This is a genomic window from Henriciella sp. AS95, from assembly GCF_038900055.1.
GTDB lineage: Bacteria > Pseudomonadota > Alphaproteobacteria > Caulobacterales > Hyphomonadaceae > Henriciella.
Genome location: NZ_JBBMQM010000001.1, coordinates 3288360 through 3310767, shown reverse-complemented (window position 1 = coordinate 3310767; position 22408 = coordinate 3288360). Strand labels below are relative to the sequence as shown.

The following is a 22408-nucleotide window of genomic DNA, read 5'->3' as shown; positions in this document are numbered from 1 at the left end:
CGTTCATTTGAGCGTCTCGCCTTATCGGTTGCCGATTAAGGCTTGCATCAATCGCAGTGCTCGGCAGACAAGTCCTAACGGCGCAATAACGAAACTCTAACGAGGTGATATGAGTGATATGAGATCGGAACGTTCTGAGGCCATTCAGTATCGTTACCGTTTTGCTGATCTTATTTTTGACGTTGCCGCCATGACCTTGAAACGGGCTGGCGAGCAAGTTGACGTCGAGCGTACACCTTTGCATTTGCTTCGGGTGCTCGTCGAAAATGTCGACGAGGTCCTCACGAAGGATGAGCTTCTTGAGGCCGTTTGGCCCGGCGTCATTACGGTCGAAAACGTCTTGCCAAACGCCATAGCAAAGTTGCGAAAGGCTCTCGGAGAGGACGCGGCACAGCGGATCGTAACACACCCACGGATTGGCTATCGATTCCTGGGACCCATTGAGCGTCAGGCTGTCGGCAGGAAGCTGCACAGCGCTTACGAGTTTCAGCAAGGTCAGGCTGTTCCGCAGCGCTCCAACTGGTTGCTGGCATCGCAGCTGTCGTCTCAGTCCGATCGCGAAGTCTGGATGGCCCAGCATGCCAAAACGGGTGAACAGCGCATCTTCAAGTTTGCGAGTTCCGGTGAGGCGCTTTCTTCGCTGAAACGCGAGGTCACGCTGTTCCGGCTTGCAAAGGAGTCATTGACGGACCCTCTGCCGATTGCAGAGATCATCGACTGGAATTTCGAAACCGAACCGTTCTTCATCGAATGCGAAGTTGCCGGCGAGGACTTCCAGAAATGGGCGCGCAACAACAACCGGCTTTCCGAACTGACTTTTGTGGAGCGGATTGCCCTATCGGGAAACGTTGTATCAGCGGTCGCCAGAATTCATGAACTCGGGATTTTACACGGCGACCTCAAGCCCTCGAACATCGTGATTTCACCGGCGCCGGGCAATGACGAGGACAAACATCAGATCAAACTAATTGATCTTGGCAGTAGCCGATTGACCGACAGGAAGGCTCTTGATCAGGCCAATCTCACCATGATGGGCCTTACCGTTGATATTCAGGAAAACCCCGAACACGGAACGCCGGTCTATATGGCACCCGAACGGATGCGTGGTCAGCCGTCCAGCACGCTCGGAGACATCTACTCTCTAGGGATTATCGTCTACCAGATTATGGCTGGAGATATAGACAAGCCGCTCGCATCCGGTTGGGAAAGCGATATCGAGCATCCATTGTTGCGAGAGTTTATTGCTGCAGCGGTGCGCGGCGATGCCGAATTGAGGTTACGGTCTGCCGGCCAGTTGGCAGACCAGCTGACACATTTCTGGAAGCACGAGCGGGAATGGCAGGACCAGCTCGAACTCGAAACTCTTTCACAGGAAGCGGATGCGAAACTCAGACGCATACGCGCACAACGACCGTGGATCGTCTCAACAGCCTGCGCTCTCATTGTTGCGCTTGTCGGGTCGACGAGCTTCGCCTGGTCAGCAAATCAAGCGAATGAGAAGCTGCGTGTTAGCAGCCAGCGGGTGGAAGCATCCAATAGATTTCTGACAGAAATCCTGGTCAGCGGTGATCCCAGAACACAAGGTGGCTCGCCAGAACAGACCGTTGCGGATGCATTGTCCCGTGCCAGTGACATCATGCCGGAGATCTATGCCGATGATAGCGAAACACAGATATACCTTTTGCAAACGCTGGGACGCGTCGAAAGCGGGCTAGGGCGCTTTTCTGAAAGCGCGTCAGCATATCAAAAGGCGCTGACATTGTCGGAAAGCCTCTACCCGCCTTCCAGTCCGCAAGTGCAAACCGCTCGTTTCGACCTGGCAGACGCACTCGTGCGGAACTCTGAATTTGACGCCGCTGCGGATGTTCTGAAGCGCGCCGAGGAAGCGTCCGGAGGCGAATTTGAGGGGGTGGTGCGGTTTCGCCATGCGCACTCCAAAGGCCGGCTCGCCTTGCTGGAACTCCAGATTGAAGACGCCCGTTACTGGTTCGAGACCGCATTGGAGGTGCTCGACGAGGAAAATGCCGAAAACCTCACCATGCGTTCTGTGATCATGCGTAATCTTGCTCAGGTGTACAGCCGGACAGAACAGCACGACCTTGGGATTTCGCTGCTGGAACCACTGCTTGAGCCACCCTACGCCGATGGTGTGTTAGAAGAGTGGGAGCTGGCCAGCGCCAAGAGCCTTCTCGGAGCCACTTACATGTATAATCGGCAGGATGAACTCGCCGAGAAGACAATTCTTGAGGCCGTCAGCGAACTGGAGGCGATATTTGGGCCCGACGGATCACAGACCCTGAAAGCCATGAACGACCTTGGTGTCCTGTATGGCGATCTTGCGCGATGGACTGAGGCTGCGGAGATTTTTACTCGTCTGCGTGAGAGTGTGTGCGCCTCCCATGGAGAGCAGCACATGCAGTGTCTGGCTTATCTGGCAAACGAAGGGATTACACTCGTTGAAGCCGAGAAATATGCAGAGGCTGCTCGCGCTATTCGCGCGGCTCGGGACGGTTTTGCAGCGTCGGTAGGTGAAGATTATGCCGGCGTGCATCTGCTAGACTATCATCTTTCGGTCATCTGTCTGGAAACCGGCTGTGTTGATGAAGCCGGCGTTATCCTTGGGGGGGTGCGCCGGGACTTGCTGGAGATTGCGTCTCCAGCAACACGTTGGGATCTTTTGCTTCCTGCTGCAGTACTCAGACAGCGCATTCTCGCAGGCAAGCACACTCCCGATGATGTCGACGCACTCCAGGCCATTGTTGATGAACTGATTGCCATTCAGAGCGACCCAAAGCTGGTGGCGAGAACGAGCCAGCAGCTTTAGGCGCGGCGAAGGCTGTCTTCTCGCGCCTCGATGCTGCTGGTGCCTAGGCGGTTGCCGGCAGCCCGATCGCCCTGACAAGCGCGTCATGGCAGCCGGGTTTGAAGTGGAAGGCATCCCAGCCATGGTCGCGGGCGGCGAGCACGTTCTCTTCCATGTCGTCGACGAGGATGATCTCGCGGCCGGTGCAGCCCATCGCCTCTTCTATATGGGCGAAGTAGGCGAGGTCCGGCTTGGCGAGGCACATGCGGCCGGCGGCGAACACGGTGTGCATGTGTTCACCGAAGCCCTGTTCCTCGATCCAGTCGGCCCGGTAGACTTCATTATTGGTGGCAATGACGTTTGTGATCCCGGCAGCGCGCGCCTTGCGGACGATGGCAAGGGTCTGCTCATCCGGGATGTGGTCCTTGTCGAACCAGTAGTCGATCACTTCGCCGGCGCGGTGGGGAATACCTTCGGTCTCTGCCCACTCGCCAACCAGTTCATGAAGGTCCGCCTGCCCAATCATGGCCTGCTGGAAGCGACCATTGAACAGATAGGTCGCGAGCGATTGCACGGACAGTCCGGTGTCTTCGTTGAAAGTCTTCATCCAGGTGAAGATGCCATCCTCAATATTGGCATTGAGAACGCCGTCAAAATCCCAGGCTATGAGTTTGTATCGGGGCATGGCGACACTGTTAGCCGCGTGCCGTGATGGGCTCAACCACGGACTTGCTGAGGTCTGTTTGTGACGAAGCTTTCATCCGCGAAAAGCAGCGATCGGTGCCGTTCGATCAAATTTCAAACAATTCCGCAAACCAGCGGAAAGACAGATTAACGAAAATGGCGATCGCTTGGGCGAGGGAGACCACTCCATGAATTTTGCGCGTCAGCTCCAGTCAGAAGGAGCCGTAAAGGTCGAGGTTGAGCAGACGGCAGATGCGCCAATCGAGCGCCTGTTTGAGCTTCTTGATTTTTCGGCGCCTGGCAATGCGTTTCGGGAGCGCGGATTCCTGTTTCTTCAAGAACCGGTTGGATGCATGGGGCGGTTTCGGGCGACCAATCCCGTCAATCCGGACATTGTATACGTGTTCGATGTCATCGACTTTCAGTGGCCGTCCAGCATCAGTCTGGAAACCCGCTTCGAAAGCGACGAACCGCTGAGTGCGGTTATCAAGAACAGGCGAGATTATACGCTCACCTCGACTGGACCCGATAGCTGCCGCATCAATCTCGTGGAGCGCAGCTGGCTGAAGAGCGGCTTGTCGCACAAGTCCGTGCGCATGGAGCACGCCATGCGCACGCTTTCGGTGCAGCTGCATATTACCCGCCTTTGCGTTCATGCCGCGCTCGGCGTGGATGAAGCAGACAAGCTGTTTCCGTAGCTTGAACAGCGGGTTTCGGCATCTGGGCGAATGAGATTGCGCCATCCTGACGCGCGTCCGGATGCCTGATTTGTAAGCTGGGGCGAATGTACTTAGGGTACTGAAATATTCGGTGGAGGCTGTGTATGGAACTGGACGCCTTAATCCTGTCGCGGCTGCAGTTCGCATTCGTTGTATCATTTCACATTCTATTCCCGGCCTTCACGATTGGCCTGGCTGCTTTCCTGGCTGTTTGCGAGGGGCTGTGGTTGTGGACCAAACGGGACGTCTTCAAGCGGCTCTACCTTCACTGGATCAAGATCTTTGCGCTCGCCTTTGCGATGGGCGTGGTGTCCGGTGTGGTGATGTCCTATCAGTTCGGAACGAACTGGTCGGTGTTTTCAGACAAGGCTGGCAGCGTGATCGGGCCATTGCTTGGCTATGAGGTGCTGACCGCCTTCTTCCTGGAAGCGACATTCCTCGGTGTGATGCTGTTTGGCTGGAAGCGCGTGGGCAACAAGCTCCACTTTATCGCGACCTGCGCCGTTGCGTTCGGCACGACGATTTCGGCCTTCTGGATTCTTTCGGCCAATAGCTGGATGCAGACGCCGGTCGGCTTTGCGACGGACCCGGAAACGGGTAACTTTTACGCAACGGACTGGTGGGCGGTGATCTTCAATCCGAGCTTCCCGTCCCGTTACGTCCACATGATGCTCGCCGCCTTTATCACGACGGCAGCCGTGGTCATGGCGGCCGGTGCGTGGCAGGTCATCCGCAAGCATTCCAGCGAGCCGACCCGGTGGCAGATCCGGATGGCGGCAGGGACGCTAACCCTTCTCATGCCGCTGCAAATCTGGGCCGGGCACTGGTCTGGCGAGGTGGCGCACGAGTATCAGCCGGCCAAGGTTGCGGCGATGGAAGGCTGGTGGGAAACGCGTGATGTCCAGGGCACAACGCTGTTTGCCATTCCGGACGAAGAAAACGAACGCAACATCGCTGAACTGACAATTCCCGGAACCAGCCCTTACCTGTTCGCGGGTGCCGAGGGGCCGCTCAAGGGCCTCAAGGACTTCGCCGAAGAAGATCGCCCACCGGTCTTTATCGTTTTCTGGGCGTTCCGCATCATGGTTGGCGCCGGACTCGGTATGCTGCTGCTTGGTATCTGGGGCGCCGTCCTGTGGTGGCGGAACCGTATCGACAAGCCGGGTGTCTTCCACATGCTGGCTGTCCCCGGGGGCGCGCTTGGCTTTATCGCGGTGCTGACAGGCTGGATCTCGGCTGAAGTCGGCCGTCAGCCCTATACTGTCTATGGCTTCCTGCGGACGGAAGACAGCGTGGCGCCCGTCACGACCGGCCAGGTGGCGACGTCGCTGCTGATCTTCATGATCGTCTATGCGATCGTCTTTACGGCCGGCACGGTCTACATGGCGCGGATTGCGACGCGAGGCTTTGGCGATGATCCGACCGATCCGCCAGAACGCGAACATCGCGCGCCTGGCAGCCCGCTCGGCTCTGTCGACGACAAGGCTGAAATGCCAACACCCGATCCAAAGCCGGCAGAATAGGGGCGCTCCGATGGAACTCGATCTTCCGCTTATCTGGTCTTTTCTGATTGCGACAGCGGTGATGCTGTACGTCCTGCTCGATGGCATGGACCTCGGCATCGGCATTCTCACCGGCCTTGCCAAGGACGATGACGAACGCAATCTGATGACGGCGACCATCGAGCCGGTCTGGGATGGGAACGAGACCTGGCTGATCCTCGGCGGGGGCGGCCTGTTTGCTGCGTTTCCGCTGGCCTACGCCATTCTGATGCCGGCCTTGTATCTGCCAGTCCTGCTGATGCTCGCGGCCCTCATTTTCCGCGGTGTGGCCTTTGAGTTTCGGCATAAGGCCGTGCGAAAACCGACACGGCTCTTCTGGAATGGGGCCTTCTTTGGCGGATCACTGGCGGCTGCGCTGGCGCAGGGGCTGATCCTTGGCGGGTTCATCCAGGGCGTGACGGTGGAAGGCCGGTCCTTTGCAGGCGGGCCGCTTGACTGGCTGACGCCTTTCTCGCTCCTTGTCGCTGTCTCGGTGGCCATCGGCTACGTCCTTCTGGGCGCTTGCTGGCTGATCCTGAAGACGGAAGGCGAGGTCCAGAAACGGGCGCGCAAGCGGGCTTTGATGGCGCTGATTGCTGTCGGTGTCTGTTTTGCCGCGGTCAGTCTCGCGACGCTGTCGATTGACCCGCGCGTGACGGAACGCTGGGGCTTTTCGATGGCCCATATGGAGCTGGGCAAGCTTCTGCCGCTGTCTCCGATTCCGATCTTTGGTCTCGTAATGGTGATCCTCGCGGCGCGCGACCTGATGCTTCATGTCCACGCGCCCGACTGGCGGCCCTATCTTTTCTCTGTCGGTATTTTCCTGTCCGGTTTCCTCGGCCTGGCGGTCAGCCTGTTCCCGAATCTGGTGCCATTCGAAGTCACCGTCTGGGAAGCAGCCGCGCGAGACAATGCACTGGGCCTGATGCTGGTCGGCGCCGCCATCATGTTGCCGGTCATCCTGATCTATACCGCCTATGTCTACTCACTCTTCTGGGGCAAGGTCGATCCGGAAGAGGCTTATCATGATTAAGGGGCTGCTCGAGCCCGAAGGCCCGGACGAAACGGGCGCATCGCAGCGTCCCATCGGCAAGAGGCTCCTCTGGTTTGTCGGCCTCGCGGCGGCGAGCGTGATTGTTGTCGCTGTGGTGGCCTATGCCCTGCGCGGGCTCCTGTTTCTGGAGACATGATGGCGGTCGCCCGCCAACTTGACTTTGGCCGCGAGCGGAGCGATCCCGGATAAGGATCAATTCCTGCGATCTGTAGTAAAAGGAACAGAACATGGCAGCTAAATTCGAGCTCTTTAAAGACAAGGCGGGTGAGTTTCGCTTCCGTCTCAAGGCCGGCAATGGCGAGATCATCCTGACGAGCGAGGGCTACAAGCAGCACGCCAGCGCCGTAAAAGGCATCGAGTCCGTCAAGACGAATTCGGCCAATGAAGCGCGGTTTGAAAAGAAATCGGCTGGTGCGGACAAATTCATGTTCAACGTGAAAGCATCGAATGGCCAGGTTGTCGGCACCTCGCAGACCTACAAAACCGAGTCGGGCCGCGACAATGGCGTGCAATCTGTCATGAAGAATGCGGCCGACGCGAAAGTTGAAGACCAGACGGCCTGAGTGTGGTCGCCCGCTGGTGACTGAGCCTAGCTGAGCTGGCTCAGTCTCAGGGCCTGCAACAAGGCGATTGTCTTGGCGTCGCGGATGTCGCCTGCGCGGACAAGCGAAACTGCTTCGTCGAGCGGCATCTCCAGAACCTCGATATCCTCGCCTTCATCCTTACGCCCGCCACCGGCATCTTTCCGGTCGGCGGGCGAATAGTTTGCAAGAAAGCCGAAGAAGCGCTCGGTCATGCTGCCGGGGCTGGAGAACGCTTCCATCACGGGCTCAAGCGCCATCAGCTTATAGCCAAGTTCTTCCAGCGCCTCCCGTCTTGCGGACGCCTCCGGACTTTCATTCTCGATTGCGCCGGCACACGCTTCTATCAGAGCCTCTGATCCATCGACCAGATAGGCTGCCAGCCTGAACTGACGGATCAGCAGGACGGTCTTTCGCTCCGGGTCGTAGGGCAACACCGCAACGGAATCCCCGCGATGGTAGATTTCGCGATTGAGATGCTCGGTCGCGCCGTCGCTGCATTTTATGTCGAAGTCATATTTTGAAAGGACGGCCCAGTCGTCAGACAGGACCGTCCGTTCGAGATTGCTGACAGGCGGTTTGCCAGCCTTGCCCTTCACGCAAATTGCGGAGCGATCTTGAGGTTCTTCACCCAGCCGATCTTCTCGTACAGAAGCAGCATCGTGCCGTTGTAATCGACAATGCGGTTCCAGACGCCCTTGCGAGGACGGTGGAGGGCGGAAATCGGCTCATCATGATGATGGTCGTGGAACGCTTCGCCACCGGTCAGCAGAGCCATCATGTGGTCGGCCCAGGCCGGCGTCTTGAGATGGCCGAGCACGTTGATGCCGTAGGTCGTTGCGTGGAACTGGATGGCGCGTCCGATGACGACGCTCGCATGAATGATCGCCGTCAGGACGAGTGAGCCGCCAGCGGCCCATACGATCAGATAGATCGCGGCAGGGATGAAGAGGTGCACCACCAGCGAGATCGAGTTGTAGAAGCCGTCCATCCAGACAATGACCGGGTGGTTCTTCAACCACATTGGCATCGGGCGCATCATATCCTTCTGGTCGCGGAACAGGATCCAGCCGACCCAGGCCCAGCGTTTGGACTCAAACGGATTATGCGGATCGCCCGGACCGTCAGCGAAGCGGTGGTGCTGGGAGTGATAATTGACCCAGTCCTTCACTTCGCCCTGCATCGCAATGACGAGGTTCAGCATGGTGATGACCTGCGCAGGCCAGCGCATTTCGCCGGCGCGGTGCTGCATCAGGCGGTGAAGCGGGCCGATGCCAGCATTGCAGATGAAGACCGTGAAAGCGATCACACCGAGCGAAAGCGGCAGGTACCAGAGCTTCAGTTCGATGTGGGTCAGGGCGAACCCAAGCGCCACCATGGTGGTGAGCAGGGCGATCCCGAGTGCCGGATAGATGAAAGCGGAAAAACAGCTCGCAAAATTGAACGTCTTCCAGCTCTTCGGTATCGCGATTGAACGCGGAATCTTCGGCATTCAGCCCTCCTGAGGAACGTCGTGACAGGTGCAGTGTCGCCTGCATCGACTATCAGACTCTTAAGAATGATTATCAGTTTTCGAAAGAGGCAAAGTGATGGCAAGACTGCTTTGGAGCGCGATTGTGTCGCACAGGCCGCGCTGGCCATAACTACAGATGGGAGGAAACACCATGAGTGATGGATTGAAATTGCGCAGGGTCGTGACGGGCGAAGATGAGGCGGGTCGTTCGCGCATCATGATTGACGGCCCTCAGGCGGCCGAATTCAAGAGCGGCGAGCTCGGCGGGCTCTATGAGATATGGACCGACACGCTGAGTGGACCGGTCGATGCTGCCGAGACTGAAGACAAGGGCCAAGGCACACCCTTGCTCTCGCCGCCAAAGAACGGGGTCAAGATCCGCTGGTTTGCCATCGAGCCAGCCCCTGAAGGCATTTCCGATGAGGACATGCGCGCTTTTACACGGGCTCGCTTTGAGGAGATGGGAGCCGGCGACCATCAACCCGATACGAGCCGTCATCCGGCCATGCACAAGACTGACACGATCGATGCGATCATCCTGATCAGCGGACGGGTCAAACTGCTGCTTGATGAGGACGAGGCCATTATCGAACCCGGCCAGGTGGTGGTCCAGCGCGCGACCAATCATGCCTGGGTGGTCGAGGGAAACCAACCGGCGGTGTTCGTCGCTGTGCTTGTCGACAGGTCTTGACAAAATTCCCGTTTTGTTCTGTTTGTGTTCGCTTATTGGGCGAGTTTATTGGTAAACAGGGCGAAATTTCATGGAAGCTATTCAGGAACGGACCGGCGAACTGTGGTCTCTCTTGGTTGCGCACGGATTTGGCGAGCTTTTTGGCGATGGCGATAGTGCGCGCGTTGAGTGCCCGGCCTGTAATGCGCCGCGGGCTCTGAAGCTCAGCCTTTCGACCGGTCAGGCAAGATGTTCAAATTGCGGCGTTGCCGCGCCGATCAAGACATATCTCAGCGAACTGGAAGACGCCGAAATCGTGCAGGACGCGGAGGTGTACTCCGAGGCTGAGATCATTCCGCTTCATGCCGACCGCGCGCCCGTACCGGCAGCACCGAAAGAGACGGTCGCGCCTGCGGTGGCCGAAGAGCAGGTCTGGCAGGCCGAACTCATGGAGGAGCTCGTTTCAAAACCGGCCGATGAAGCGCCGCAAGAGCCCGTCAAGAGCCAGCACCGGCGTAGCGTGTTCGAGACGCTCATCATCTGTTTGCTGTCGCTGGTCTTCCTGGCAGCAGGGCTGGCGGCAGCCGGTCTCTCGGCTTTTGCCAATTACCAGGCGTTCGGGGCCAGCGTGGCCGACCCGGTGCAGGGCAGGATCTGGGGCTGGGCAGGGGTGATCGCGACGGTCTGTTCGTTTGGCGGTTTCACATTCTTCTGGTGGCACGTGTCGGGCGGAAGGCGCAAAGAGGGCGCGCGGGCGCTTGTGTTTGCGCTTGCCGGCGCCGCCACCAGCGTTCTCGGTACAGCGCTCTTCATGCAGTCGAACAGCGATGCCCGCATCGAGGCCGAAGCCGAAGCGGCAGCGGCGCGCCCTCTGATAGAGGCGCAGATTGCCGATTACGTCCGTCAGCTTGAAGGCATTCCGGCCGAAACACGGTCCGTTGAGGGGCTTGAGGCCTATCTGCGCGGGGTCGAAGAAGCAGGGCGCACGCATCAGAAGCCCTATCGCGACGCGCAAAACGAACTTGGTCTTGCCAAGCGCCGAGCTGCGCTAGAGGCGAAGATTGAAGCCGCGCGGCTCAGCCTGCTGGGTGAAGGTGGCCCCGCGGTTCTCAACCAGGAAGGGCCGTCCAAGGGGCTGCCGGCCTGGTTTTTCGCAATCATGCTGGAAGTGTTTTCCTCCCAGGGGACGAGTATTGCGCTGGTTGCGCTGCTTGTCCTGGCTTCCGGCAGAGGCAGGGCGGTTCGCGACGCCTGACACAGGCGGACCGCTCTGCCCGTTTGCCGTCTACACGCTGACGACGCGGCCTGGATTCATGATCCCGAGCGGGTCGAGCGCGGTCTTGATGGCGCGCATCGTATCGGTCGCAGCCTTCGGCCGGATCCCGGCAAGCTCATCGCGTTTGAGGCGACCGACACCATGTTCGGCGCTGATCGAACCGCCAAACCGCATGGCCTGTTCGTGAACGATCCGGGTGATCTCGCCTGCATGATTTGACAGCTTTGAGTCTGCCGCGCCTTTCGGCTCACAGGCGGAATAGTGGAGGTTGCCGTCGCCGACATGGCCAAAGGCCACAATGTCCGCTTCGCTCACCACTTTCTGTATTTCCGCTTTTGTGGCGGCTAGAAAATCCGGGATCGCGGACACGGGCACGGCGACGTCATGATTGACGGCGGTTCCGTAGGCGCGCTTTGAGAGCGGAATCGTCTCGCGGATATGCCAGAAGCTTTCGGCCTGCTGCCCGCTTTCAGCGATAATGGCATTGTCGGCGAGGCCTTTTTCCAGGGCGTCGCTGAGGGCACTCATCAGCGTTTCGCGTGCCTGGTCCTCGCGCGCCATCGAGACTTCGATGAGGACGCGCCACGGCAAAGGCGAGGGCGCAGGATCGCGCGTATCGGGCACGTCTTTCTGCACCATCTCGATCGCATTGGCCGGGATAATCTCAAAGCTGGTGACCGTGTCGCCGGCATGATCGCGAGTAAGGGCGAGCAGGTCGACCACATTCTGAGGCGTCTCGCAGATGACCCAGGCGGTGGCCTTGGCGACCTTGGGAAAGAGCTTCAGCGTAGCAGCCGTGATGAGACCGAGCGTTCCCTCGGCGCCCGCGAACAGGTGTTTGAGATCGTAACCCGTATTGTTCTTGCGAAGGCCCGACAGACCGTCCCAGATCTCGCCCGATGGAAGGACAACTTCCAGGCCAAGAATGAGATCGCGCATCATGCCATAGCGCAGGACAGCCACGCCGCCGGCATTGGTCGAGATGAGCCCGCCAATTGTCGCCTGCCCCTCAGAGCCGAGCGAGAGCGGAAACAGCCGGTTTGCCTCATCGGCGGCTGTTTGCGCGTTCACGAGAGGGGCACCCGCTTCGATGGTGAGCGAGTTGTTCAGCGTATCGAGCGCGCGAACCTTGTTCATGCGCCGCATGGAAACGGTGATTTCTCCGTGTGGCGTGCCGCCATCAACAAGGCCGGTATTGCCGCCCTGTGGGACCAGAGCGACGCGGTGCTCAGCGCAGAGCTTTACGAGGCTGGCTGCTTCTTCCGTTGAGCCAGGCATCGCGAGAAAGGGCGTTTCGCCCGGCCAGATGCCGCGCCAGGGCGAGGCGACCTCGTTCAGCTTTTCGGCGTCTTCGCTCCAGCCTTTCGGGCCGAGTACGGATTTTGCGCTATCGAGGAATGCGGCGGGCAGGGCGGTCATGCGTCTCTTTCCATCATGGCAGAGATGGTTGGGTCTCCGCCGACCGCTTTCAAGTGTGCAGCCGCGCGTTTGCGGGTTTCAGCGGATTTGTTCTGACTGATCTTGGTGATGCCCTGTAGCCTTTCTGGCGTGAGATTGAAGGCGGTAATGCCGCCCAGCATCGCTTCAAAACGGCCAGGGGTCATCTTGTCGCGCGTCCACGCAGGCTTTGGATAAAGCTCGTCTTCGAAGCGTTCTGAGAGGTGGTCCAGGAAGGATGCCGTGTTCGTCTCGTCCATGATGCTGGTGGTTCCTTCAGCCTCGACGGAAAGATAATTCCAGGTCGGGACCTGGTCTGCGGTCTCGTACCAGTCCGGTGAGATATATTCGTTGGGCCCGGAAAAGACGATCAGGGCGCGTCCGGACCGTTCAATCGCGGCGGTGGCGGGATTGCCCCGGGACAGGTGGAAACTGAGCAGGCCAGCCTTGTCGACCAGAACCGGCGTGTGCGCCACGACCGGCCTGCCGTCTGCGACAGCGATGACGAGCGCAAAAGGCCAGGCATCGATCCGGCGTAGGAGCCGGTCGCGGTCAGTATCGAGGAAGGCCGGAGCCGGGTGCATGTTTTCCTTTTAGTCGCGATTGGCGGCGCGTTCCAGACGGTCATTTATCGCAAGCCCCAGACCCGTCTCCGGGATAGGCGCGACGGCGATCCTGTCATGCGACTGATCGAGCCTGCGCAGCATTGAAAACAGGTTGGCAGCGGCCTCAGCGAGGTTGCCGGATGAGGAGAGGTTGAGCGTCGCCTCGCCGGGCCCGAAGCCGAGATAGGCCTCGCCCGATTCAGGGGCGTCAGCGTTGAGCCGGAGACGCGCATCGGGCGCGTAGTGACGCAGCAGCTGGCCGGGGGATATCGGTGCGCCAGCTTCACCGCCGCGCGTCAGGCCGGGCCAGACGCTGGCGATATCGTCGGGCCCCAGCGTGCCGGAGCGCAACAGGACGGGGGTGTCTGCGCGCGCATCAATCACCGTCGATTCCAGACCTTCAGAACAATCGCCGCCATCTAGAATGAAATCGATCTTGTCGCCAAGATCGGCGGCAACATGGGCAGCGCTGGTCGGGCTGATACGGCCGGAAGGATTGGCCGACGGCGCAACCAGCGGCCGCCCGACAGTTTGGAGAAGGGCGTTCGCAACCGGATGGGCGGGGACGCGGACTGCGAGCGTGCCAAGCCCGGCGCGTGCAAGGTCGCAGACAGTCGTTTGATCGGTTGCGTTGACCACCAGGGTAAGCGGGCCCGGCCAGAAGCGGTGGGCGAGCGCTTGTGCCTTATCGCTGAAGTCGCCTTGTTCGAATGCCGCCTCAATCGAGGCGAGGTGGGCGATGAGCGGGTTGAAAACGGGTCGTTCCTTTACCCTGTATATGCGCGCAACGGCTTGAGGATTGGTCGCGTCACCGGCGAGGCCATACACCGTCTCGGTTGGCATGGCGACGAGGCCGCCGTCCGCGAGGCAGGCGGCTGCGCGCTCTATGGCGTCGTGGTCCGGTTTGAGCACAGGGGCTGTCATGATGCGCCCGCGCTTACCACTCAATCAGGATTTGCGCGAGGCCAGGACTTCAACGTCGATCAGCACGTCTTCACCCACCCAGTCAGCCGTCGGGTCAGATTGCTGGCCGAGATTGAGGGGTGTGCGCTGGACCGTCGCCTCGCCTTTCATGCGGGCTTCGTCGCCATCGATGTCCAGTTCAAATGTGAAAGGCACCGTGACCGAACTCTCCTTGATGGCGAGCGTGAGGTCCGCCTCATAGGCATCGTCGCCCGTCTTCTCGAAGTTGGACAGTGTGGCGGTGGCGGTCGCGAAGTCACTGACGTTGAACCATTCGGCCGATCTCAGACTGTCGGTGTAAAGCTTCTTGCTGGCATTGGCGGATGCTGTGCGAACCGTGACGACGGCGCTGGCATCTTCAAGATTATCCGGATCGAACTGGATGTCGGCGCTCCAGTCACCAAACTCGCCCTCATACTCATTGCCGTCATGCGTGCCGGAGAAATAAATGCCGGACTGGCCATGGTCCACGGTCCAGTTGGAAGCGCCACTCTCTGAGGAAAGCGGCGTTTCGTTGGCAGTGCCGGACCCACCGGAAAAGAACTTTGGCACGAATGCAATCAGGGCGAATACAGCGATGGCGGCACCAAAGGCGACAAGGAAGCCATGCGGTGGCGGGGATGGCCGGGTGGTCTTGCCGAAGAGTCCGGGAAGCATGCGCTTCAGCACGCCTTCTTCGGCGGAGAATTCGTGTTTCACAGCCCCCGCGACGTGCAGCACAAGCAGGGCGATGGCGACCCAGGCGAGCTTGGAATGGACAAATTCAACAATCGCGTGACCGGTCTCATTCGCAAGGAAGCCGACACCGGGAATGTCGGGCCAGCTTACCAGGCCGTAGAGGACGGTGGGGATGTCGAAATCATATGACGTCGAGACCAGAAGCCAGCCCGTAAGGGGCATGGCCAGCATCAACCCGTAAAACGCCCAGTGCACCAGATGGCTCGCTGTCTTCTCAAGCGGCTTCATCTCTTCCGGCAAAGGCGGGGGCGGGTTCATCACACGCCAGATGATTCGCGCGATGGTCAGGATCAGGATGGTGATGCCAATCGACTTGTGGAGCTGGTAGAGGCTTTCATTGCCTTCCATGTTCCAACCGAGGGCGATCATACCAATGATGCCGAGCGCGATTGCCCAGTGAAGGGCAATCGCGACGGCGCTGTAACGGGCTGATGATGTCATTTTGGTCTTAGATTCGTGCTATTCTTCATTCTCCAGGAATTCACCTGAGAACTCGATGACAACTTCGTCGGAAATGACGCCGGACATGGAATCCTGGCCAAACTCGGAACGGTTCAACGTCGTGGAGGCGTCGAAGCCGATCAGGGTGCGTTCGCCGTACCAGGGTGCGCTGCCAGCACCATTGTAGGTCACATCCAGCGTCACAGGGCGCGTGACACCAAGAAAGGTCAGATCGCCTGTCACCGTGCCGGTATTGTCTCCGGTCGTGGAAATGTCGGTGGAGACGAACGTGATTTCGGGAAACTCCGTCGCATTGAGGAAGCGAGCATCCTTGCTCAGCGCTTCTGGCCAGTTGTCATATTCGCTGTCCGGGTGACCAGCCTTGTAGTCGGCGCGGTAATTGACGTTCAGGCCCAGCGGATCGATCGTCGCCGTCAGGCTTGAGTCTTCAGGTGCGTCCGGGTCGAAATCCAGCGTGGCGTCAAAGTCGGTGAAGTCGACCGTATATTCCGACAAGCCGTTATGGATGACGGTGAAGGAGAGAAAAGCGTGCGACCGCTCGAGGCTGTAGGTGGCCGCAGGCGCGACGATATCACCTTCAGAAGCTTCCGGTGCAGGCGTTTCGGTTTCTGTGGTGTCGGTCTCGGACACTTCGGTTTCGGCTGGCGGTGCATCGGCCTCGACATCAATCGAGTCGTCGCCTTGTGAGCAGGCCGCGATCAGAAGGGCGCTCGCGCCTGCGAGCAGGTAGGTAGAGAGTTTCATAGGGCTGAGCCTTAAATGGTTCGTGTGGACTATTCGTTCTGCAGGAATTCGCCTGAGAATTCGATTTTGGTTTCGTCGGAAATCATGCCGAGCATGGCATCCATGCCGAAGTCCGACCGATTGATTGTTGTGGTCGCCGTGAAGCCCAGAATGTCGCGGTCGCCGTACCAGGGAACATTTCCAACGCCATTATAGGTGACGTCCATCGTGACCGGCTTGGTGACACCGAGGAAGGTGAGGTCACCCGTGACGGTGCCAGTAAAGTCGCCCGTCTGTTCTGCGCTGGTCGAAACGAATGTGATCTCGGGATGCTCGTCGCCATTCAGAAAACGATCATCGGTGGAGAGTTCTTCATGCCACTCGCCGCGCTTGGCGTCGTCCGGGTAGTTGGTTTCGAGGCCCATCGGATCGATCGTGACCGTGACTGACGAGGCCGAAAGATCTTCCGGGTCAAACTCCAGCGTCGCGTCAAAATCCGTGAAATTGACCGTATAGCTGGACAGACCATTGTGTTCGACGGTCCAGGTCAGAAAGGCGTGGGTCTTGTCGAGCTGGTAGGTGTCTGCGGCGACGCCATCAAGCGTCTGTTCTGCGAGGGCAGGTGCCGATAGCAGGGCTGCGACTGACAGGGATGCGATAATTCTGCGCATGGACGATCTCCTTTGAATATCCGACATATAACTGTTCTGCTGAGGTTAACCTAGGTCGCATTCAGTTTTATGGCGACCAACAGGTTTTTCTCCATAGCACATATCCAGGAGATGCATGAGATGGCGTATAGAGCACCAGTCGAAGATATTGCGTTCGCGTTGAAATCACTGGCACGAATTGATCGTTTGCCAGCCCGCGCCTTTGAAGACTTCGACTTGGACCTGATTGATCCGATTCTTGAAGAAGCTGGAAAGTTGGCCGCCGAAGTCCTGGCCCCGCTGAACCAGGCCGGCGACGAGCAAGGCGCGCAACTGACCGGTGATGGCGTTGTTGCGCCGCATGGATTTGCAGAGGCCTATCAGCAGTTCGTCGACGGTGGCTGGATGGGCCTTGCCGCCCCGGTCGAATGGGGCGGGCAGGGGCTTCCCAAAGTGCTCGCAAATGCTGTGCTTGAGCTCATTCATGGGGCAAATATGAGCTTCGGCCTCTGTCCGATGCTCAGTCTGGGGGCGATTGAGGCGCTGGTCGCTCATGGCTCGCGCGAAGAGCAGGAAAAGTATCTTCCCAAGCTGGTGAGCGGCGAATGGACCGGAACAATGAACCTCACCGAGCCGCAGGCTGGCTCTGATGTCGGCGCCCTGAAAACGAAGGCCGTGCCGAATGGCGATGGATCCTATGCGATTACCGGCCAGAAAATTTATATCACCTGGGGCGATCACGACATGGCGGAGAATATCATCCACCTTGTTCTTGCGCGCCTGCCGGATGCACCGGAGGGCTCACGCGGCATTTCGCTGTTCGTCGTGCCGAAGGTGATGGTGAAGGATGACGGGTCACTGGGTGAGCGAAACAAGGTCCAGTGTATCGGTCTAGAGAAGAAGATCGGTATCCATGCGTCTCCGACCTGCGTCATGGAGTATGACGGCGCGGCAGGCTGGCTCGTTGGCGAAGAGAATAAAGGCCTCGCCTGCATGTTCACGATGATGAATTCGGCGCGGCTCAATGTTGGCCTCGAGGGCGTCGGCGTCGGCGAGGCGGCGTACCAGACGGCCTATGCGTACGCACAGGAGCGTAAACAGGGCAAAGTCGAGGGCGTTGATGGCCCCGCGCCGATTCTCCACCATGCCGATGTGCGCCGGACGTTGACGACAATGCGGGCTGACGTGATGGCGGCGCGCGCGATCTGCTATGCCTGCGGTGTCGCGGCTGATCTGGCCGAGACGAGTGAGGATGCAGCCCAGAAGGAGGCGGCAAGACTGCGCGAGGAGTTGCTGACGCCCATCGCGAAAGCCTGGGCGACCGATGTCGGGGTCGATGTGGCAAACCTTGGCGTGCAGATTCATGGCGGCATGGGTTTCATGAACGAAACGCTGGCGGCGCAGCTTTACCGCGATGCCCGGATTGCGCCGATCTATGAAGGTACAAACGGCATTCAGGCGATTGATCTCGTCGGCCGAAAGCTGTCCATGGCGGGCGGTAAAGCGATGTCCGACATGATCGCCGAAGTGCAAGATACGGCGACGTCAGCGCGTGAAACGAATGATCCTCAGCTTGTCCAGATTGCCGACCGGCTGGCCGCTGCCGCCGATGCACTCACCGAAGCGACGGGCTGGATGGTCGAGGCGATGAAAGCTGAAAAGGAAAAAGGCCTGTCCGGCGCAACGGCCTATCTGAAACTGGCTGGCGATGTCATTGGCGGGCACTTCCTGACAATGGCCGCGCTGGAAGGGCGCAAAGAGAGTGGCGCCTTGCGCGGGCGGATGACCGCTCTGGCTGGATTCTTTGCGGAAACCTCGCTTGCTGAAGCGCCGGGGCGGGTGTCCGGCATTACGCGCGGCGGCGACAGCTTCCTGTCTGAGGGTGAAGCGCTGTTCGATCTGGCCTAGCGGCTACGCGCGGCAAGTTTCGGTGAGATCATGCCCAGTACGAGGCATGCAATGAGGCACCAGCCGGACATCCAGAGCAGCTGGGTCGGCAATTCGATGCCTGCGTCGATGAGGGCACCGGTGAGGCCGGGGCCGAGCGCCGTGGAGAAGACCATTGCGGCAACAATGATCGACCGGATCGAGCCGAGATATTTGATGCCGTAGACTTCCGGCCAGAGCGCGCCGAGCAGGGTGGAGGTAAATCCATAGCTGACGCCCATGAGGACCATGAAGACATATATGCCCCAGACCGGCGTGAGCAGTCCTGCGGCAGCGCTGGCGACGGCGAGCGGGAGCAGGAAATAAGGGAGCAGACGGCTCGCCCCTAACCGGTCTACGAGCGCCCCGCAAATCAGTGAGAATGTGACGGTCGTCGCCGCCATCATGGGGAAGGCGCCGGCAAAGGCGTACGGGCTGTAGCCGCGCAGTTCGATCATGTAGTCCTGATGGAAGAAAACCGTCGTGCCGATGAATGGGGGCGCAAGTACGCCGACGAGCAGCAGGTAAAAATTGGGGTCGCGGATTGTCTCTTTCAGGGTCCAGTCGCGAGCCGTTCGCTCGGGCGGATCGTCTGGGGCGGCCGAATGCGGCGTGCGCTCAACGCGCCAGAGAAGCTGTATGGCGGGAAGGGCAAAGACGATGAGAAGCACCGCCGCGCAGATCCATGCGGCTTGCCAGCCAAGCGCAGCTGCAATCAGCGTGAAGGTGACGGGAAGAAGCGCCTCGCCTGTCTGGTGGCCCGGCACGACGAGCGAGGTTGCCCGCCCCCGTCCGGCGGCAAACCAGCGGCCGATTTCCGTCAGCGAGGTATGGGTCATCATGCCCTGTCCGAAGAGGCGCAGCATGTAGAGCGCGGCGATCATCACGATGACCGATGGCGCATAGCTGATCAGAAGGCAGGCGAGCGCCAGCAGTGGAATGACGAAGAGCGCCACCTTGCGGCCTGGCATGTGGTCCAATGTTCGTCCCAGGAACGGCAAGGTTGCCGCGCTGCCGAGCGTGGCCAGCATATAGGTCAGGCCGAACTGGCCGTCGGTGAGATCAAACTTCGCGCGCAGCTCTTCCCCGGACAGGCCGATGAAGAAGGTCTGGCCGAAGGATGAGAAGAAGGTCAGCAGGAAGCCGCCAGCGATCCAGCGGGCATTTGTCTTCAGGAAAGCGAACATGCGGTTCTTGTGGTGGGTTTCATGGCATTTGGAAATGCCCGATCACGAATAGCGGCTAGTCGTAGAAGCATTTCTCCGTGCCATCGCCCTGATTGTAGCAGCGGCCCTGATAGTTTGGCGGCGGGCGGTAATCTGGCTTCCAGTCGAAGATCGGGTGGCGGTAGGCCTTGCGGGCGTACTCTTCGGCGGCAACGCGCTCAGCCTCGGCGCGGCCTTCATATTTGGCTTGAGCCCACCGCCAGACGGTCCCGCACTCGCGGCTGTTATTGCCGAAACGGCTGCAGATATCGCTGGCATCGGCCTCATTCGGCAACTGCTTGTACCTGTTCCAGTAAGCCTGGAGGTATTTGCCGCCTTGCGTCCGTGCAACGGTGTAGAAGAGGTCGTTGAACTCGATTTCGTAGCCATTGGCGAGAATCTCATCGGCCTTTTCGCGCTGGCTTTTCGCGAGGCGCTCGGCGCGAACGGCGGCCCATTCTTCGGGATATTCATAGCCCATCCGGGAGTCGTATTTTTCCTCGAACAGGGCCCGTGCCTGCTTGATGATCTCTTCGGTGACAAGGGTTTGCGGATCATCGGGAGATGATTTGTAGAATTGCGGATTTCGATGCTCCGCCGTCTGGCGGACATAAGCATCTTCCCCGGAAGCTCCGAGCGTGTACCAGTCAGAAATACCGCCTGCCGCGCCAAGGTCCGGGTCTTCGAAGAAGCGCACGGCGGCTTGAAGTGGCATGGATGGAATGTCTTTGGGGTTCTGGCCCCTGAACATGTCGCTGTAGACGTCTTCGTCCATTGATCCGACCCAGACGTCTGCCAGTTTCAGCGCGTTGACGGCATACAGATTGACATTGATCGGTGCCAGCTCGTTCACGTTACCGGATAATGGCTCATGAAATTCCGGCCCGCCAACGACATGGGTAATGAAGCGGTAGTATCGCTCCGGCCCTTCGCCGTAGACAACGAGCCATCCTCGTACGCCTGTAACCGAAATGTCCATGTGGTCGTTGACGTAGAGTGGCACCATGCCAACGGCGCCGTCTTTCAGTTCGATCGGCGTACCATCCTCCAAGCTTAGCGGCACATAGATGTCGCCGCCAAAGACGCCGTGGCCGGAGGCGAGCGTGCCCCGCTTTTCCAGCGGCATATTTACAAAGTCCGTGCCGGAACTCCTGGCGAGACGATCGAGTTCATCCATGCTTTTGGGGCTCAGGCGCGTCCATTGATTGGGGGGCTTGTTATCGAGCGAGTGACCAATCGCCATGATGGTGAGCTGCGGACCGAGATGGTCGATCTCCAGCTTGAACGGGTCGACATAGACAGAGAATTCGCTGCCATCTTCGGCGCGCACGGGAAAGGCGTATAGATTGTTGTTGAAGACGTAAAAGTCGTTGCCCTTGTCCGGTTCGCGCCGTTCCACGACGCGGTCGATGGTCAGGTCGATCTCGCCCGTCGGGCCCGGGAAGAGGTAGGATTTCAGACCGTCTGAATCTGTCGGGCCTTCAAACCGGACAATGAGAGGCTGATCTGGCGTCTTCCCGTACTGTTGATTGATATGCGACCAGTAGAAAGACGTCGGCGTAAAAGATGCTGTGCCGTCCAGCGTGACGTACCCATACTGTAGATCGAGGCGTTGCACGTAGGCGAGCTTGTCGGAGACGGGATAAGCCCATCTGTATTCAGCTGGCAGCAGGATGTTTCCCTGGTCGTCCGCAATGCCGGTCAGAACAGTCTGATTGGCGATGTAGGAAAGCCAGTTATTCTTGCCGAAGCCGAGATTTTCCTGCGCGAATTTCTCGTAAGCCGGCCCGGTTGTGCCCTGGCGTTCGAGGATGGGGATGAGTGTTTCCTCGCCGCGTATGAAGTGCTTCACCAGCGACAGCTTCCTGGGGGCGGCGCCCTCTGTTGACGGGCGAACATAGACCTGTTCGGCCTCGATGATGCAGCCAACGCCATTGTTGGGCTCGCGGCACTCGGTGTCGAATTTGTCCGACGAGCTATAGTTCTTCCACGCATTGGCCGGAAGGCTGATGGCCGCCATTGCGATGATGGCGGCGAGTAGTCTGATCATGCGTCTTCTGTCCCCGATTCAACAGGATCCAGAAATAGCGGGCTCATGAATCAGCGCAATACCTGACCAAAAGTGAAAGCGGCCTGCGGCCTCAGCCGGACCAGTGGCTGATGAGTGGGGCGGCGTCCGGTCGGGCGCGTTCCTGCGGGTCAGCGGTGGCGGTGCCGAGATAGATGTAGCCGGCGAGGCGTTCATTGTCCTCAAGGCCGAGAAGCTTGTTGATGCCCTCGGAGAAGGCGAGCCATTCAGTCAGCCATACACCGGCCCAGCCGGCCGCGTTGGCGGCGAGGAGGAGGTTATAGGTGACGGCACCGGTCGACAGCTCCTGCTCCCAGACAGGCGTCTTGCCGTCATCGGTTGGACTGGACACGACCGCCACGACTGTCGGTGCCCGCATGAGCAGAGTCTTTGTCGCTTCAAGGGCTTCAGGCTTCGCAGATGGGTCTTCAGACCGTTGGACCTCTGCGGCGGCCTGCCCAAACCTCGCTCGTGCGTCGCCTTCGAAGATGATGAAGCGCCAGGGCGACATGCGCCGGTGGTCAGGGACGCGCATCGCCGTTGCAAGGATTTCGTTCAGCGCCTCACCGGTTGGACCGGGTGAGGTGAGCATTGCCTTGTTGGCGGAACGGCGCAGAGAGAGGAAACCGCAGGCTTCCGGGGAGGGGCGAGCGGGAAGCATCGGCGTGCCTACCGCGGGCGCAGGAGGAAATATCTCAGTCATCTGCGCTAGATAGGCTCTGAGGCCGGTCTTGTCAGCCATCGTCACTGATAAAAATGAGAATAAGAATAAGTTGCAAGTTGGGTGGGC

General features: G+C 59.3%; 21 protein-coding genes. 9 read left to right on the top strand and 12 right to left on the bottom strand.

What is annotated here, in order from left to right:
• The first annotated feature begins 109 nt into the window (after nt 1–109).
• Complete coding sequence (locus tag WNY37_RS15805; RefSeq protein ID WP_342974357.1) at nt 110–2824, top strand: tetratricopeptide repeat protein; 2715 nt, start codon at nt 110–112, stop codon at nt 2822–2824.
• Between the two features lie 43 nt (nt 2825–2867).
• Here WNY37_RS15805 and WNY37_RS15800 read toward each other — a convergent pair whose 3' ends face one another.
• Nucleotides 2868–3488, bottom strand: a complete 621-nt coding sequence (locus WNY37_RS15800; RefSeq protein WP_342974356.1) for an HAD family hydrolase — start codon at nt 3486–3488, stop codon at nt 2868–2870.
• A gap of 187 nt (nt 3489–3675) precedes the next feature.
• Between WNY37_RS15800 and WNY37_RS15795 the strand changes: the two genes are divergently transcribed.
• The 5 genes from WNY37_RS15795 (at nt 3676) to WNY37_RS15775 (ending at nt 7364) form a co-directional block, all read left to right on the top strand.
• Nucleotides 3676–4185, top strand: coding sequence for a hypothetical protein (locus WNY37_RS15795; protein ID WP_342974355.1), 510 nt, complete (start codon nt 3676–3678; stop codon nt 4183–4185).
• Between the two features lie 125 nt (nt 4186–4310).
• Entirely contained in the window at nt 4311–5729 is a 1419-nt protein-coding gene (locus tag WNY37_RS15790) for a cytochrome ubiquinol oxidase subunit I (protein WP_342974354.1), read from the top strand.
• A gap of 10 nt (nt 5730–5739) precedes the next feature.
• On the top strand, nt 5740–6780 hold the full coding sequence (gene cydB, locus WNY37_RS15785) for a cytochrome d ubiquinol oxidase subunit II (RefSeq protein WP_342974353.1): 1041 nt from the start codon (nt 5740–5742) through the stop codon (nt 6778–6780).
• Nucleotides 6773–6937 carry a DUF2474 domain-containing protein gene (locus WNY37_RS15780; RefSeq protein ID WP_342974352.1) on the top strand — a complete coding sequence of 55 codons (165 nt, stop codon included), beginning with the start codon at nt 6773–6775 and terminating at the stop codon, nt 6935–6937. Before cydB ends, WNY37_RS15780 begins: the two co-directional genes overlap by 8 nt.
• A gap of 91 nt (nt 6938–7028) precedes the next feature.
• Nucleotides 7029–7364: a YegP family protein gene (locus WNY37_RS15775; protein ID WP_342974351.1), complete on the top strand. Its 336-nt coding sequence runs from the start codon at nt 7029–7031 to the stop codon at nt 7362–7364.
• A 26-nt stretch (nt 7365–7390) separates the two neighbouring features.
• Here WNY37_RS15775 and WNY37_RS15770 read toward each other — a convergent pair whose 3' ends face one another.
• Complete coding sequence (locus WNY37_RS15770; RefSeq protein WP_342974350.1) at nt 7391–7981, bottom strand: NUDIX domain-containing protein; 591 nt, start codon at nt 7979–7981, stop codon at nt 7391–7393.
• Complete coding sequence (locus WNY37_RS15765) at nt 7978–8874, bottom strand: acyl-CoA desaturase (RefSeq protein WP_342974349.1); 897 nt, start codon at nt 8872–8874, stop codon at nt 7978–7980. The genes WNY37_RS15770 and WNY37_RS15765 overlap by 4 nt, the downstream gene beginning before the upstream one ends.
• 172 nt (nt 8875–9046) lie before the next feature.
• Between WNY37_RS15765 and WNY37_RS15760 the strand changes: the two genes are divergently transcribed.
• Both WNY37_RS15760 and WNY37_RS15755 read left to right on the top strand, forming a co-directional pair.
• Nucleotides 9047–9586: a cupin domain-containing protein gene (locus tag WNY37_RS15760; RefSeq protein WP_342974348.1), complete on the top strand. Its 540-nt coding sequence runs from the start codon at nt 9047–9049 to the stop codon at nt 9584–9586.
• Nucleotides 9587–9656: 70 nt separating this feature from the next.
• On the top strand, nt 9657–10820 hold the full coding sequence (locus WNY37_RS15755; protein WP_342974347.1) for a hypothetical protein: 1164 nt from the start codon (nt 9657–9659) through the stop codon (nt 10818–10820).
• Between the two features lie 30 nt (nt 10821–10850).
• On the opposite strand, the gene WNY37_RS15750 is transcribed toward WNY37_RS15755, so the two are convergent.
• The 6 genes from WNY37_RS15750 to WNY37_RS15725 are packed head-to-tail and all read right to left on the bottom strand — an operon-like array spanning nt 10851 to nt 16440.
• Nucleotides 10851–12260, bottom strand: coding sequence for an FAD-binding oxidoreductase (locus WNY37_RS15750; protein ID WP_342974346.1), 1410 nt, complete (start codon nt 12258–12260; stop codon nt 10851–10853).
• The gene (locus WNY37_RS15745; protein WP_342974345.1) at nt 12257–12862 is read right to left on the bottom strand and encodes an FMN-binding negative transcriptional regulator; all 606 of its coding nucleotides are present in this window, start codon (nt 12860–12862) and stop codon (nt 12257–12259) included. The genes WNY37_RS15750 and WNY37_RS15745 overlap by 4 nt, the downstream gene beginning before the upstream one ends.
• A 9-nt stretch (nt 12863–12871) precedes the next feature.
• Nucleotides 12872–13807, bottom strand: a complete 936-nt coding sequence (locus tag WNY37_RS15740) for an L-threonylcarbamoyladenylate synthase (protein ID WP_342974344.1) — start codon at nt 13805–13807, stop codon at nt 12872–12874.
• A 24-nt stretch (nt 13808–13831) separates the two neighbouring features.
• Nucleotides 13832–15025, bottom strand: coding sequence for a cytochrome b/b6 domain-containing protein (locus WNY37_RS15735; protein WP_342974343.1), 1194 nt, complete (start codon nt 15023–15025; stop codon nt 13832–13834).
• Nucleotides 15026–15043: 18 nt separating this feature from the next.
• Nucleotides 15044–15790, bottom strand: coding sequence for a YceI family protein (locus WNY37_RS15730; RefSeq protein ID WP_342974342.1), 747 nt, complete (start codon nt 15788–15790; stop codon nt 15044–15046).
• Nucleotides 15791–15819: 29 nt separating this feature from the next.
• On the bottom strand, nt 15820–16440 hold the full coding sequence (locus WNY37_RS15725; RefSeq protein ID WP_342974341.1) for a YceI family protein: 621 nt from the start codon (nt 16438–16440) through the stop codon (nt 15820–15822).
• Nucleotides 16441–16560: 120 nt separating this feature from the next.
• Here WNY37_RS15725 and WNY37_RS15720 point away from each other — a divergent pair, with 120 nt between their 5' ends.
• A complete protein-coding gene (locus WNY37_RS15720) occupies nt 16561–18327 on the top strand; it encodes an acyl-CoA dehydrogenase (RefSeq protein WP_342974340.1) in 1767 nt (588 codons plus the stop codon).
• On the opposite strand, the gene WNY37_RS15715 is transcribed toward WNY37_RS15720, so the two are convergent.
• The 3 genes from WNY37_RS15715 to WNY37_RS15705 form a co-directional block, all read right to left on the bottom strand.
• Complete coding sequence (locus WNY37_RS15715; RefSeq protein WP_342974339.1) at nt 18324–19532, bottom strand: MFS transporter; 1209 nt, start codon at nt 19530–19532, stop codon at nt 18324–18326. The genes WNY37_RS15720 and WNY37_RS15715 overlap by 4 nt on opposite strands.
• A 55-nt stretch (nt 19533–19587) precedes the next feature.
• Nucleotides 19588–21600: a hypothetical protein gene (locus WNY37_RS15710; RefSeq protein ID WP_342974338.1), complete on the bottom strand. Its 2013-nt coding sequence runs from the start codon at nt 21598–21600 to the stop codon at nt 19588–19590.
• Nucleotides 21601–21691: 91 nt separating this feature from the next.
• A complete protein-coding gene (locus WNY37_RS15705; protein WP_342974337.1) occupies nt 21692–22360 on the bottom strand; it encodes a nitroreductase in 669 nt (222 codons plus the stop codon).
• Nucleotides 22361–22408 lie beyond the last annotated feature (48 nt).

Excerpts from the sequence above, each read along its gene's own strand:
- WNY37_RS15805 (WP_342974357.1), top strand. The coding sequence starts at position 110 with ATGAGTGATATGAGATCGGAACGTTCTGAGGCCATTCAGTATCGTTAC.
- WNY37_RS15800 (WP_342974356.1), bottom strand. The coding sequence starts at position 3,488 with ATGCCCCGATACAAACTCATAGCCTGGGATTTTGACGGCGTTCTCAAT.
- WNY37_RS15795 (WP_342974355.1), top strand. The coding sequence starts at position 3,676 with ATGAATTTTGCGCGTCAGCTCCAGTCAGAAGGAGCCGTAAAGGTCGAG.
- WNY37_RS15790 (WP_342974354.1), top strand. The coding sequence starts at position 4,311 with ATGGAACTGGACGCCTTAATCCTGTCGCGGCTGCAGTTCGCATTCGTT.
- cydB (WP_342974353.1), top strand. The coding sequence starts at position 5,740 with ATGGAACTCGATCTTCCGCTTATCTGGTCTTTTCTGATTGCGACAGCG.
- WNY37_RS15780 (WP_342974352.1), top strand. The coding sequence starts at position 6,773 with ATGATTAAGGGGCTGCTCGAGCCCGAAGGCCCGGACGAAACGGGCGCA.
- WNY37_RS15775 (WP_342974351.1), top strand. The coding sequence starts at position 7,029 with ATGGCAGCTAAATTCGAGCTCTTTAAAGACAAGGCGGGTGAGTTTCGC.
- WNY37_RS15765 (WP_342974349.1), bottom strand. The coding sequence starts at position 8,874 with ATGCCGAAGATTCCGCGTTCAATCGCGATACCGAAGAGCTGGAAGACG.
- WNY37_RS15760 (WP_342974348.1), top strand. The coding sequence starts at position 9,047 with ATGAGTGATGGATTGAAATTGCGCAGGGTCGTGACGGGCGAAGATGAG.
- WNY37_RS15755 (WP_342974347.1), top strand. The coding sequence starts at position 9,657 with ATGGAAGCTATTCAGGAACGGACCGGCGAACTGTGGTCTCTCTTGGTT.
- WNY37_RS15750 (WP_342974346.1), bottom strand. The coding sequence starts at position 12,260 with ATGACCGCCCTGCCCGCCGCATTCCTCGATAGCGCAAAATCCGTACTC.
- WNY37_RS15745 (WP_342974345.1), bottom strand. The coding sequence starts at position 12,862 with ATGCACCCGGCTCCGGCCTTCCTCGATACTGACCGCGACCGGCTCCTA.
- WNY37_RS15740 (WP_342974344.1), bottom strand. The coding sequence starts at position 13,807 with ATGACAGCCCCTGTGCTCAAACCGGACCACGACGCCATAGAGCGCGCA.
- WNY37_RS15735 (WP_342974343.1), bottom strand. The coding sequence starts at position 15,025 with ATGACATCATCAGCCCGTTACAGCGCCGTCGCGATTGCCCTTCACTGG.
- WNY37_RS15730 (WP_342974342.1), bottom strand. The coding sequence starts at position 15,790 with ATGAAACTCTCTACCTACCTGCTCGCAGGCGCGAGCGCCCTTCTGATC.
- WNY37_RS15725 (WP_342974341.1), bottom strand. The coding sequence starts at position 16,440 with ATGCGCAGAATTATCGCATCCCTGTCAGTCGCAGCCCTGCTATCGGCA.
- WNY37_RS15720 (WP_342974340.1), top strand. The coding sequence starts at position 16,561 with ATGGCGTATAGAGCACCAGTCGAAGATATTGCGTTCGCGTTGAAATCA.
- WNY37_RS15715 (WP_342974339.1), bottom strand. The coding sequence starts at position 19,532 with ATGTTCGCTTTCCTGAAGACAAATGCCCGCTGGATCGCTGGCGGCTTC.
- WNY37_RS15710 (WP_342974338.1), bottom strand. The coding sequence starts at position 21,600 with ATGATCAGACTACTCGCCGCCATCATCGCAATGGCGGCCATCAGCCTT.
- WNY37_RS15705 (WP_342974337.1), bottom strand. The coding sequence starts at position 22,360 with ATGGCTGACAAGACCGGCCTCAGAGCCTATCTAGCGCAGATGACTGAG.